The sequence below is a fragment of the Streptomyces sp. NPDC048751 genome, from assembly GCF_043198595.1.
In the GTDB taxonomy this organism is placed as follows: Bacteria; Actinomycetota; Actinomycetes; order Streptomycetales; family Streptomycetaceae; genus Streptomyces.
Map to the genome: position 1 here is coordinate 1 of NZ_JBICUX010000004.1, position 12439 is coordinate 12439.

9 protein-coding genes are annotated in these 12439 nt (G+C 71.6%); 1 reads left to right on the top strand and 8 read right to left on the bottom strand.

Annotated elements, in window-relative coordinates; genetic code table 11:
* Positions 1–115: 115 nt before the first annotated feature.
* Genes ACGFNV_RS14975 through ACGFNV_RS14990 form a run of 4 tightly spaced genes read right to left on the bottom strand, consistent with a single transcriptional unit; the run spans position 116 to position 4850 of the window.
* Entirely contained in the window at positions 116–1516 is a 1401-nt protein-coding gene (locus tag ACGFNV_RS14975) for an acyl-CoA reductase (RefSeq protein WP_393622543.1), read from the bottom strand.
* Positions 1513–2856, bottom strand: coding sequence for a hypothetical protein (locus tag ACGFNV_RS14980; protein ID WP_393622545.1), 1344 nt, complete (start codon positions 2854–2856; stop codon positions 1513–1515). The genes ACGFNV_RS14975 and ACGFNV_RS14980 overlap by 4 nt, the downstream gene beginning before the upstream one ends.
* Positions 2857–2866: 10 nt before the next feature.
* Positions 2867–3592 carry an ABC transporter ATP-binding protein gene (locus ACGFNV_RS14985; RefSeq protein WP_393622547.1) on the bottom strand — a complete coding sequence of 242 codons (726 nt, stop codon included), beginning with the start codon at positions 3590–3592 and terminating at the stop codon, positions 2867–2869.
* 16 nt (positions 3593–3608) lie between these two features.
* Complete coding sequence (locus ACGFNV_RS14990) at positions 3609–4850, bottom strand: ABC transporter substrate-binding protein (protein ID WP_393622549.1); 1242 nt, start codon at positions 4848–4850, stop codon at positions 3609–3611.
* 128 nt (positions 4851–4978) lie between these two features.
* Between ACGFNV_RS14990 and ACGFNV_RS14995 the strand changes: the two genes are divergently transcribed.
* On the top strand, positions 4979–7675 hold the full coding sequence (locus ACGFNV_RS14995; RefSeq protein ID WP_393622550.1) for an ATP-binding cassette domain-containing protein: 2697 nt from the start codon (positions 4979–4981) through the stop codon (positions 7673–7675).
* Positions 7676–7696: 21 nt separating this feature from the next.
* On the opposite strand, the gene ACGFNV_RS15000 is transcribed toward ACGFNV_RS14995, so the two are convergent.
* The 4 genes from ACGFNV_RS15000 to ACGFNV_RS15015 are packed head-to-tail and all read right to left on the bottom strand — an operon-like array spanning position 7697 to position 12402.
* Complete coding sequence (locus ACGFNV_RS15000) at positions 7697–8491, bottom strand: SDR family NAD(P)-dependent oxidoreductase (RefSeq protein ID WP_393622552.1); 795 nt, start codon at positions 8489–8491, stop codon at positions 7697–7699.
* Positions 8492–8507: 16 nt separating this feature from the next.
* Positions 8508–9716: an acetyl-CoA acetyltransferase gene (locus ACGFNV_RS15005; RefSeq protein WP_393622553.1), complete on the bottom strand. Its 1209-nt coding sequence runs from the start codon at positions 9714–9716 to the stop codon at positions 8508–8510.
* Complete coding sequence (locus ACGFNV_RS15010; protein ID WP_393622555.1) at positions 9713–11152, bottom strand: OB-fold domain-containing protein; 1440 nt, start codon at positions 11150–11152, stop codon at positions 9713–9715. The genes ACGFNV_RS15005 and ACGFNV_RS15010 overlap by 4 nt, the downstream gene beginning before the upstream one ends.
* Entirely contained in the window at positions 11152–12402 is a 1251-nt protein-coding gene (locus ACGFNV_RS15015; protein ID WP_393622556.1) for an acetyl-CoA C-acetyltransferase, read from the bottom strand. Before ACGFNV_RS15015 ends, ACGFNV_RS15010 begins: the two co-directional genes overlap by 1 nt.
* Between the last annotated feature and the right edge of the window lie 37 nt (positions 12403–12439).

The following is a 12439-nucleotide window of genomic DNA, read 5'->3' on the forward strand; positions in this document are numbered from 1 at the left end:
TCCCGCTCGAGCGAAGTCGAGAGTGGGGGAGAAGCCGAGCGTGGGGGAGCGGTGCCAGGCCGCGCGACCCGGGCGGGCATAGTGCAAGGACCCCTAAGGCGGTCGGCCCTCGGGATCACTCGTCGTTCACCCAGCGCATGAGGCGCTGCAGGGGGTAGAAGCCGTCGTGGGAAAGTCCGGGCGGCATGCCGCCCGCCCTGCCGAGGGACACCACGCGCTGGACTCCGGCACAGGCGAGGGCGTCGCGCAGTTCCGCCTTGCGCGGGTCGGGGTACACACCGACGGTCTGTGTGGCGACACCGGCGTGCGCGACGGCGTCGGTCAGTGCGGCGACCGGGACGACGTTGACGATCTTTCCGTCCGGGTGGAAGTCCACCGGTTCGGGAGAGCGGATGACCAGGCCCCGGCCGTCGTACCCGCCCCACACCCGGTAGTCGGGCGCGAGGGAGCGCAGTACGTCGATCTCCTCGCGGAGTTCGGAGGCGACCCGCGGGCCGTCCGCAGAGCTGAACTCCCTGGCCACGCCCAGGCGTTCACACAGCTGGGCCGCATAGCGATCGGCGTCCTCGCGAGAACCCTCGACGAACTGGAAGCGGCTGGCCACGCACGCCTGCTGGTTGAAGAACGTGGCGTCCGCGGCGCCCGCGTCGGCAGCACGGGCCAGGGCCTCCGGGGAGGCGAAGGCCTCCCGACCGATCAGTGAGATGGACGTCTTGGGGTCGAAGGAGACGAGCTCGAATCCCGGGCCGACGTAGCGCAGCGCCCCGCGGATGGTGGCCTCGCCGCCCCAGGCGACGAGCTTGTCGAAGAACTGGGGGCGGAACAGCACGCTCTCCACCGCCTCGTCGCCGCCGCGCCAGTACGCCGCGGAGAAGGAGCGCACCACCGGGTGCCCCGGGGCCACCGCGGCCATGGTGCGCAGGATCGCGGTCGCGGTGAACAGGTCGTTCGAGGGCAGCTTCAGCAGGTTGACACCCTTGGTGAGGGCGCCGCGCACCACGGACATCGCGGCGACCCCGGGCGCGTTGCCGGCGATGATGTGCACCAGACGCGGCGGGAAGGCACGCGTGGCCGCGATCCGGTTCTCGGGCAGCCGCACCTCGCGCCAGCCGTCGAGCACGTCCGCCCCGCCGAGTTCGTGGTCGATCTGGGCGTACAGGCCGGGGCGCTGGAAGCTGCGCCACAGCACGGCGTAGGCGCGTTCGAGCACCTCGCGGGGCAGCGGGCTGACGTGGACCATGCGGTCCAGGGCTTCGGCGAGGAGGCCGTCGCGGTCCGCCTTGAGGGCCTCGCCCGTCTCCACCAGCAGGTCCACGATCTCCGCGGTGGGCACGTGGAAGGCGGGTCCTGGTTCGGTGCGGGGCCACACGAGGCGGTCCAGGTCGAGGGCCGGTGCGGTGAAGGCGGCGCCCGGGCGCCCGTGGCCGACCGGTGCGTTCTTGTCGACCTCGCCCCGGATCACATGAACCACGGCCACCGTGCCTGCCGCACCGCTGTCGAGGGTCGTGCCACTCATCCGTGGATCATCCCCCTTACGTAGGAGTCGAGGGTCGCGGCGCAGGTGATCTTGTCGTCGCCGCCGAGGTCGCCGTAGCGCTGGATGTCCGGCAGGACGGCAGGTCCGGGTCTGCCGCAGTCGCACGGCGAGAAGTCGACGAAGACCCGGTCGCCGCTGATCAGCCCGCCCCAGCGGCCTTCCAGGGAGACGTCCAGGAAGGCGAACCGGCCCTCCACGACGCCTTGTCCGGGGTTGAGCAGCGTCTCGCCCTCCTGGTCGAGGACCAGCGGGATCACCCACGGCGGCACGTGGTAGTTGCCCTTCTCGCAGGCGAGGCAGGAGCCCTGGAGCTCCGTCATGCCGTAGCTGCGTACCCGCCGGACACCGTCGTAGAAGGCCGCGAACTGCTGCTGGTAGTCGTCGGGCAGCGCGCGGCCCTTGTTGCCGCCGCCGCTGAGCACCAGTGTGTCCGGGTGGAGGCTGCCGTCCGGGACGCCGCGGGCGCGCAGTGCCTGGATCAGGGCGAACTGCTGGTTGTTCATACCGGCGATCAGCAGCGGCTCGTCGCGGTGCTCGGCGATGTCGTCGACGATCCGGGCCACGGCCGAGTCGAGATCCTTCTCGCGGGCCTCGGACGCGCTCTCGAAGGAGCTGATCTCCTGCGGGGTCGCGGTGCCCTCCGCCATCCGGCGACGCAGCAGGGCGCTGCTCATCAGCTCGGACACCCGCAGCGGATCCTTCGTCAGCAGGTGCGTCTCTCCGGGGAGCGCGAAGACCTCCGCGTGCCATCGAAAGCCGTCGATGGAGCGCATCGGGCCGCTGGCCGGTGCGAGGAGATAGGCGCGTCGGGTGGGCTTCGGTGGCAGGGGGTCGGGCCAGCAGGTGAGGTTCTCCAGGATGTCGTGCAGGAAACCCAGGTCGCTCGTGTCGCAGTTGAGGAAGGAGACCTTTCCGGAGGTGCCGCTGGTGATGTACGGGCGGTGGCCGGCGGCCGTGATGCGTTCGGTCCACTCGTCGATGTCGCGCACGCCGTCGACGTCGACGTCTCCCGGTTCGACCGCGGAGACGGTGGTGTACCAGCGCAGCAGCCGGTCCCAGCGGCCGGCGGTGATGAGGGAGACGGGGTACGACTTGTAGCTGGTGTGCGAGAAGAGGAGGGGGACGAGGTCCTCGAGAGCCGTGACCTCACGGACGCCGGTCTCCTCCGCCCGGGTGCGCAGCAGCGGGACGCGCTCGCGGTGGGAGGCGAACGTTTCCCGCGCGGCTTCGAGCTGCAACTCCCGCAATTCTGCGGCTGGTTGGTCGAAAGTGTCGCCGGACAGGACCAGGGATCGGATCTGTTCGCGTGCGCTGGACACGGCATCCACCTCAATCAGTTGCATACGTTGTCTCTTCCGCGGTCGCCTGCGCGGCGAGGTACGACGACTCGATCGCGTCCAGGTTTCCGCGGAGCTCCTTCGGAGTGCCGGCCAGGGTCACGCGGCCGCGGTGCAGGACGTACACGCGGTCCGCGATGTCCAGCACCTTGCGTACGTGCTGTTCCACCAGCAACGCTCCCAAGCCGCGGTCGGCCGCCTCACGTACGGCACGCAGCAGACGGTCGACCACCAGTGGGGCGAGCCCCAGGGAGAGTTCGTCCGCCAGGAGCAGCTTGGGGACACGGCACAACGCGCGGGCCAGGGACAGCATCTGCTGCTCGCCGCCGGACAGCATGCCCGCGCCGGTCTTCAGGCGTTTTTCCAGTTCGGGGAAGAGTTCGAGGGCCTGCTCGGTCCTCACTCGGCCGACCCGTAGGTTGTCCGCGGTGTCGAGGCGGGTGAACACCGCCCGCTCACCGACGTACGCGAGGCCCTGTCGGGCGCGGCGGTGCAGTGGCGCGCGGGCGGGGTCGCCCAGCCAGCGCGCCTCGCCGCCCATCGGGGCCAGGTCGCCCGACAGCACCCGCAGAGTGGTGGTCTTGCCCGCGCCGTTGGGTCCGAGCAGGGCGACGACCTCTCCGGGACGGACCTCCAGGTCGAGGTCGCGCACGACGGGTTGGTTGCCGTATCCGGCGGACAGTGCGCGGGCTTCGATCAAGGGCTGGGTGTCGTGCACGGACGTTCCCCTTCGGTCAGCCGGCCGGCGTGGCCGTCAGCACCTTCCGGACGTCGACGAAGGTCGACCCCGGCTTCGCCCAGTCGATCTTTCCGTCGCGGATGGTCAGTTCGGTGGCGGTGGTGTTGTGGATGCGGTTCAGACCCTTGATCGGCAGGGCGGTCGACGCCTTCCAGGTCAGCGCCGGGGTCAGGCCGCCGGTGCTGATGCCCGGTGTGGTGTCGAGTTCCCGCACCAGGGTCTTCGCCGAGATCGTCGGCAGCTTCTTGGCGGCCTCGGTGAAGACCTTGAACGCCACCCAGGTCGTCTCGTTGGCGCCGTTGGAGGTGTCGATGTCCTTGTTGCCGGAGGCGGCCTCGACGAAGTCCTTCCATGCCTGGTCGGAGACCGGCGGGTAGTAGCCGGTGATCGTGGCGCCCTCCAGTGGGCTGCCGCTTCCGCCGGTGCTCGCGGCCAGTTGCGGGGTGAGGTTGCCGACGACACTGCCGAGCTTCGTCTTCACGCCGGACTGGACGTACGACTTCACGAACAGGCCCGAGGCGGTGCCCAGGATGACGCTCACGCAGTCGCTGCCCTTCGTGGCGGCGGCGACCTGCGGGGCGAGGTCGGTGGCGGTGAGCGGCACCTTGATGTCCTTGACCGGCGCCCCTCCGGCGGAGGTCGCGCCGAGGGTGAGGAACTGCGACACGATGGCGGCGGCCGCCAGGTCGTACCGTACGCCGGAGATCCTCTTGCATCCGTCCTGCACCAACTGTCGGCCGTGTGCCGCGAACACCGCCGGGGTGCCGCCGTTGACCGGGAACGACAGCGGGTTGGAGAACTCCGCCGCCGAGACGCCGGTCCCGCCGATGTAGGGGATGCCGGCCTTCTGCAGGATGGGCATGTAGCGGTCACCTGCGAGGCTGTACGAACCCACCACCGCGACCACCTTCTCGGCGACGGCCTGCTGGGCGCACTTCTCCGCCTCGTCGGGGTCGTTCTTCTCGTTGCAGGTGAGCACCTTCAACGGGGCGCCCTTGATCCCGCCGTTGGCGTTGATCCACTTCTCGTAGGCCTGGGCGGTGAGCCGGACTCCGGGCTGGGCGCTGCCCTGGGTGTCCTCCGGGTTCCAGACCATCACCTTGACCGGCGTGCCCTTGAGGGAGGAGGTCTCCGTCGAGCTGCCCGAGGCCTCTCCCCCGCAGCCGGCGGCAAGCAGGGCTCCGGTCACCGCGAGACAGGTCGCTGCGGCACTTCTGCGTCGGCGTGAGTAGTTCATGGTCCCTCCGCGGGGCTCGTCGTCGAGTTGGCGAACAGCATGGGGTGCATTTTTGGGTTAGTGAAGTACTCTCGGCACAATTATTTAAATAAATGCGCTGTCTCACTCGGCCCTGGGAGGTTCCCCCGATGGACGACATCCTGCGTTTCGCCCTGCTAGGCCTGGGGCTCGGTGCGCTGTACGCGCTCACCGCGCACGGCATCGTTCTGGTCTATCGGGGCTCCGGCGTCCTGAACCTCGCGCACGGCGCGATCGGGATGGCCGGCGCTTACGTGCAGTGGGAGCTCGCCGCGCAACACGGTGTGCCGTACTGGCCGGCCGTCGCGTGCGGGGTGTTCACCTCCGCGGTGATCGGGGTGCTCACCCATCTCCTGGTGATCCGGCCGCTGCGCAGGGCGTCCTCGCTGGCCCGGCTGGTCGGCACGCTCGCGGTGTTCATCGTGCTCACGGCCGTCGCCGTCAAACGTTACGGCGACAGCCTGGAGCTGGTGCCGGGCAAGCTGCCCACCCGGCTGCTGACGATCGCCGGGGCCACGGTCTCCGAGGACCGCGTCTGGCTGCTCGGCATCGCGGTCGCCGTCACCGCGCTCCTCCATCTCCTCTACAAGCGCACCCTGTTCGGCCTGGGCACCACCGCGGTCGCGGAGAACGAGACCGCCGCGGCCTCGCTCGGCTGGTCCCCGGACCTGATCGCCACCGGCAACTGGGCCCTCGGCTCGGCGCTCGCCGGCCTGACGGGCATCCTGATCGTGCCGGTCATCGGCCTGTCGGTGACCGGCCTGACCACCCTCCTGCTGAGTGCGCTGGCCGCCGCCCTGGTCGGCAGGTTCTCGTCGTTCCCCGTCACCCTGGCGGGCGGCCTGGTCATCGGCGTCGTGCAGTCCGAACTCACCCGCTTCGGCTCCGACGTCACGGGGCTCGCTTCCTCGGTTCCCTTCCTCTTCATCGCTCTGGTACTGGTCGCGCGCGGCAGGGCGCTGCCGCTGCGCGGCACGTTCCTGGACCGGCTGCCGGCGCTGGGCACCGGCCGGGTCCGCCCCGTGCCGCTGGCGCTCGCCGTCGCGGTCGGGCTGTTGCTGGTGAGCCTGTCGACCCCACTGTGGGCCGACGCGATCACCAGCACGCTGGTGCTCTCGCTGATCATCCTGTCGATCATCGTGGTCACCGGGTACGCGGGACAGGTCTCGCTCGCGGCGTACGCCCTCGCCGGAACCGGCGCCTTCATCGCCGGCCATGCGGCGGCCGACTGGGGCTGGCCATTCGAACTCGCCCTTCTGGCAGGTGTGTTGGGCACGGTGCCGATCGGGCTGCTGTTCGCCCTTCCGGCGGTCCGCACCCGTGGTGTCAACCTCGCGATCATCACGCTCGGCCTCGGCACCACGTTGGAGGCGATGGTCTTCCAGAACACCGATCTGTCGACGACCACCGGCAGCGACGGCATCGCGGTCGGCAAGCAGACCCTCTTCGGGATCAGCATCTCGGGAGTCGACCATCCGCAGCGGTACGCCGCCGTGGTGCTCGTGCTGTTCGTCGCCGCCGCGCTCGTGGTCGCCAACGTGCGGCGCAGCCGGACCGGCCGTCGGCTCGTCGCCGTACGGGCGAACGAACGGGCCGCCGCCGCCCTCGGCATCGACGTCCGCGCGGCCAAGCTCTACGCTTTCGGCCTGTCCTCGGCCATCGCCGCGCTCGCCGGAGTGCTCACCGGCTTCCGCTCGACCTCCGTGGTCTTCTCCGACTTCGCCGCCTTCGACTCCATCACCGCGCTCGGTCTCGCCGTCATCGGCGGTGTCGGCTTCCTCGTCGGCCCGCTGTTCGGCGCCACGTTCGCCGCGGGCACGGTGGGAGCGCGGTTCGGGGACTGGGTGCTGCCCGGGCTGAGCGCGTGGATGCCGCTGATCGGCGGGATCGTCCTGGTGCTGACGCTGGTGGGCAATCAGGACGGCATCGGGAAGGAGCTCGGCAGGAAGGCGGCGGGCGGGCTGCGCAGGCTCTCCCCCGAGCGAAGCGGGAACGTGCGGGAGCAGGAGACGGCAGCCCTGCCGGACGTCCCTCGCGCCGCGCCGCTCGCCCTCCGGGTCCGGGACCTGACCGTGCGCTACGGCGGTGTCGTCGCCGTCGACGGACTCTCGCTGGACGTCGAGCCGGGCCGGGTCGTGGGTCTCATCGGGCCCAACGGTGCCGGCAAGACCTCCGCCATCGACGCCGTCACCGGCTTCACCCGGGCCGCGTCCGGCAGCGTGCGCCTCGGCGACCGGGACGTGACCCGCGTGCCGGTGCACCGGCGGGCCCTCGCCGGGCTGAGCCGGTCCTTCCAGTCGCTGGAGTTGTTCGAGGACATGACGGTTCTGGACAACCTGTACGCGGCCTGCGACCGGCCCGGCCGATGGGCCCGCCTCACGGACCTGATCCGCCCCGGCAGCCGCCCGCTTCCCGCCCATGTGCTCGTCGCCGTGCGGGAGTTCGGGCTCCAGGACAGCCTGGACCGGCCGGTGGGCGACCTGTCGTACGGAGATCGTCGGCTGCTGGCCATCGCACGCGCGGTGGCGGCCTCGCCGTCCGTGCTGCTCCTCGACGAACCGGCCGCGGGGCTGTCCGACGAGGAGACGCGGGAACTGGCCCACCTGGTGCGGCGGTTGGCCGAGGACTGGGGTATGGGAGTGCTGCTGGTCGAGCACGACGTCGACATGGTCATGAGCGTCTGTGACCAGGTCGTCGTCCTGGACTTCGGACACCGGATCTGCGCCGGTGCGCCGGAGGAGGTGCGCCGCGATCCTGCGGTGCGGGCCGCCTATCTGGGCGACCTGGAGCCGGAGGCGCTCGCGTGAGGAGCCCCTCCGGCACGGGCTTCAGGCGTCCCGCAGATCCGCGACGTACGGCTGGTGGGAGAGCAGCCCGCCGTCCACGCGCAGGGTGTGCCCGGTGATGAACGCGGACTCGTCGGAGGCGAGGAAGACGACCGCCGAGGCGACGTCCTCCGGCCGGCCGAGGCGCGGGGTGAGGTGATGGCGCAGCATCGCCTCCCGGATCGCGCCGTGTGCCGAACCGGCGCTCGCCGGGGTGACGATGAACCCCGGGGCGATGGCGTTGCAGCGCACGCCCTGCTTGCCGTACTGCGTGGCGACGTACTGCGTGAGGTTGATGAGGGCGGCCTTCGACGCGCCGTACGCGGGGTTGCGGAGGTCGCCCGCGAGGCCGGCCCCGGACGAGGTGTTGACGATGGAGCCGCCGCCCCGGGCGATCATGTGCGGGACGGCGGCCTGGATGGCGGCCATCGTTCCGCGCAGGTTGATCCGCATCGTGTCGTCCCAGACCGCCGGGTCGGCCTCCACCACGGCGAGGTCCCGGCGGGCGGCCAGGTGGGTGGCCGCCGCGTTGTTGTGCAGGACGTCGAGGCCGCCGTACGTCTCGACCGCCGCGGCCACCATGGCCCGTACGCTCTCCACGTCGCCGAGGTCGACCGGGACCGCCGTCGCCGACCATCCGGCGGCGCGGATCTCCTCCGTCACCGCCTTGGCGCCGTCGAGGTTCAGGTCGGCGACCACCGTGTGCGCGCCCTCGGCCGCCACCCGACGTGCCGTGGCGGCGCCGATTCCCGACGCCGCCCCGGTCACGACGGCGATCTTGCCGTCGAGTCGTCTCATGCCCCAACCGCCCTTCCTACTGAGTGAGTTCGTTGCCGACGACGGACACGAAGGACACGCATTCGCCGGGCCCGCCGCCGAGGTTGTGGGTCAGGGCGAGAGAGCGCCCCTCGGCCACGGACTTCACGGTCCGCTCCGGCGGTGCCTCGCCCCGCAGCTGAAGCCACGCCTCGAACATCATGCGCAGGCCCGAGGCGCCGATGGGGTGGCCGAAGGCCTTGAGGCCGCCGTCCGGGTTGACCGGCAGCGAGCCGTCCAGGTCGAACGCGCCGCTGGTGACGTCCTTCCAGGCCTGTCCGCGCTCGGAGAAACCGAGGTCCTCCATCAGCACCAGCTCCGTGGGTGTGAAGCAGTCGTGGACCTCGGCGAGCGCGAGTTCGGCGCGCGGGTCGGTGACGCCCGCCTGCCGGTAGGCCTCCTGGGCGGAGGCGACGACCTCGGGGAAGGTGGTGAAGTCGTACTCCGGGTCGAGCAGCCCGTCCGCCGGGCCCGCGACGAAGGACAGCGCCTTCACGAAGATCGGCCTGTCGGTGTACTTGTAGGCGTCCTCGGCGCGTACGACGATCGCCGCCGCCGAACCGTCGGAGACACCCGAGCAGTCGAACACGCCGAGCATGCCCGCCACGATCGGGGCCGACCGGATCCGCTCCAGCGGCACCTCCTTGCGGAACTGCGCGCGGGGGTTGCGGGCCCCGTTGACGTGGTTCTTCCAGGCGATGCGGGTGATGACGTCCTTCAACTCCTCTTCCCCGAGGCCGTACTTGGCGGCGTAGGCAGGGGCGAGGAGGGAGAAGTTCGCCGGGGCGGTGATCTCCCCGCGGCTGTCGTCGCCCGCGCCCGGGATCGCGGTCCCGGACAGCCCGGACATGCCGGAGTCCTTGAGCTTCTCCACGCCGACCGCCATCGCCACGTCGTAGGCACCGGAGGCCACCGCGTAACAGGCGTTGCGCAGCGCCTCGGAGCCGGTCGCGCACATGTTCTCGACGCGGGTGACCGGTTTGTTGGGGAGGCGGAGCGCCCTGCTCAATGTCAGGCCGGACACGCCGGACGCCTGCGTGCCGAACCAGAACGCGTCGATGTCGTCGAGGGTGACTCCGGCCGAGGCCACGGCCTCGCCCACGGCGTCGACCAGCAGGTCGTCGGCCGAGCGGGTCCAGTGCTCACCGAAGGGCGTGCAGCCCATGCCGACGATCGCGACCCGGTCCCGGATTCCGTGCGAGCTCATTCGCGTGCCTCCTCGGTCTCGCCCGTGCGCACCGGCCGGGCCTTCCAGAAGTAGTTGTGGACGCCGGCGGCGGTGACGGTGCGCCGGAAGGTCATCTCCACCCGGGCGCCGATGACGGCGTCGGCCTCGGTCGCGTCGGTCAGCTGGCAGCGGAACCGGCCGCCGCCGTCGTAGTCGACGACCACGACGAGCATCGGCGGACTCGGGGTGTGGGCCAGCCGGTCCACGGTGAATGTGGCGACCGTGCCGCGCACGTGCTCCATCGGCTCGTCCGTCATGGTGTCGACGCTCCGGCACGACGTGCACACCCGGTCGGGCGGAAGATGCCGGGTGCCGCACTTCTCGCAGCGGGAGGCGACGAAGCCGTACTTCCAGCCCGCGCGGCGGTGCGCGGGCGGGGCATAGGGCGGCTCCGGGTCCGGGCGGCGGGGTGGTTCGCGGTCGAGGAGGCCGCGCCAGGTGAGGTAGGTGGCGTACGGCATCGGGGCACTGCCGGCGGCGATCTGCGCGGCGACCGGGCGGGCTGCCCGGTGTGCCGGGAGCGCGTCGGTGGTGCGCAGCAGCAGGACTCCGGCGCCGTCGCCGAGTACGACGAGGGCGATGGTCTGGCCGGGCCGGGCCCGGTCGAGGACGTCGGCGAGCAGCAGGCCGGGCTGGGCGGTGCCGGCGTTGCCGATCGCCCCGGTGAGGTCCGGGGTCACCGCCTCGGCACGTGCGCCGGCCGTACGACGAACCGTCGCGCACGCGCGCGCGTGCAGGCCGGAGACGATGAGGTGGTCGATGGCCCCGCGCTCCAGCCCGGCCTGGTCGAGGGCGGCGCTCAGCGCCTTGTCGGCGAGGGACGCGTAGATCTCCTCGGCGAAGCGTTCCTCCCAGACGCGGGAGGAGGCGGCGCCCGGCAGGCGCCAGCGGTCGAGGATCTCGTCGCTGACGGTGTCGTGGGCGAGCAGCTCGGCGATGACGGGTGCTCCGTTGCGGTGGCCGCCGAAGACGAACGCCGCCGCGCCGTCGCCGCCCGCGACCTCGTCCGTGCCGCCGGGCAGGCCGCCGCGCAGGTCGGACAGGACGGTCAGCGTCGGGACCGGGGAGCGGGCGGCCGTCACCAGCGCTCCGAGGCCGGAGCGGACCGAGCCGGCCATGTCGACGGCGAGAACGTGCTCGTCGAGGCCGAGGGCGGCGTGCACGGCGGTCGCGTTGGTCTTGTCGAGGTAGGCGGGCGCGGCGGTGGCCAGGAAGAGCTGGCCTATGCGGGAGCGCAGGCCGTCGGGGGCCAGGGCGCCGCGGGCCGCCTCGACGGCCATGGACGTGGTGTCCTCGTCGTAGCCCGCCACCGCGCGGGTGCCGCGGCCCGCCGCTGTCCCGAGCGTGGCGGCGACATCGGCGCGGGCGAGGCGGTGGTACGGCACATAGGCGCCGTATGCGATCAGTCCGGCCATCAGCGTCCTCCCTTGGCGTTGGTGGTGTCCGTCGGGCGTTCGAACACCGCGGCCAGGCCCTGGCCACCGCCGAGGCACATGGTCTCCAGGCCGTAGCGGGCCTGGCGGCGGTCGAGTTCGCGCAGCAGGGTGGCGAGGATGCGGCCACCGGTGGCACCGACGGGGTGGCCCAGCGAGATGCCGGAGCCGTTGACGTTGAACCGCTCGAAGTCCGTCTCGGTCAGGGCCCATTCGCGCGTGCAGGCGAGGACCTGGGCGGCGAAGGCCTCGTTGAGTTCGATCAGGTCGATGTCGGCGAGCTTCAGTCCGGCCCGTTCCAGGGCCTTGGCCGTGGCGGGCACCGGGCCGATGCCCATCGTCCGCGGCGGCACGCCGACGACGGCCCAGGAGACCAGGCGGCCCAGCGGGCGCAGTCCGAGTTCGGCGGCGCGCTCGGGGTGGGTCACGACGCAGATCGCGGCGCCGTCGTTCTGTCCGCTGGCGTTGCCGGCCGTGACGGTCGCCTCCGGGTCCTGGCGGCCGAGCACCGGACGCAGCGTCGCGAGCTTATCCAGCGAGGAGTCGGGGCGCGGGTGTTCGTCGGTGTCGACGACCGTCTCGCCCTTCCGGTGGCGCACGGTGACGGGCACGATCTCGTCGGCGAACCGGCCCTCCCGCTGAGCGGCGACCGCCTTCTCGTGCGAGCGCAGGGCGAGTCGGTCCTGTTCCTCGCGGGGAATGGCGTACTCCCGGCGCAGGTTCTCGGCGGTCTCCAGCATGCCCCCGGCAACGGGGTGGTTGGCGCCGCCGGACGTGACCCGGCCACGGGCCAAACGGTCGTGCAGCGTGGTGCCCGCGCCGCGGACGCCCCAGCGGACGTCGGTCGTGTAGAACTCGGCCTGGCTCATGGACTCGACGCCGCCCGCCAGTACCAGGTCGCTCGCGCCGGTCTGCACCTGCATCGCCGCGGTGATGATCGCCTGCAGTCCGGAGCCGCAACGGCGGTCGATCTGCAGTCCGGGCACCTCCACAGGTAGTCCGGCGTCCAGGGCGGCCACGCGGCCGATGGCCGGCGCCTCGCCGTTGGGGTAGCACTGACCCAGCAGGACGTCGTCCACGGCGGCGGGCGGTATGCCGGTGCGCTCCAGCACGGCGCGTACGACCGTGGCGGCGAGCTCGGCCGCCGTCACGTCGCGGAAGACTCCGCCGTAGCCACCGACAGGGGTACGCACGGGTTCGCAGATCACCGCGTCACGCAGGAGGGCGGGCATCGGCTGGGCCTTTCATGAGGGGGCCGTTTCGTTGTCG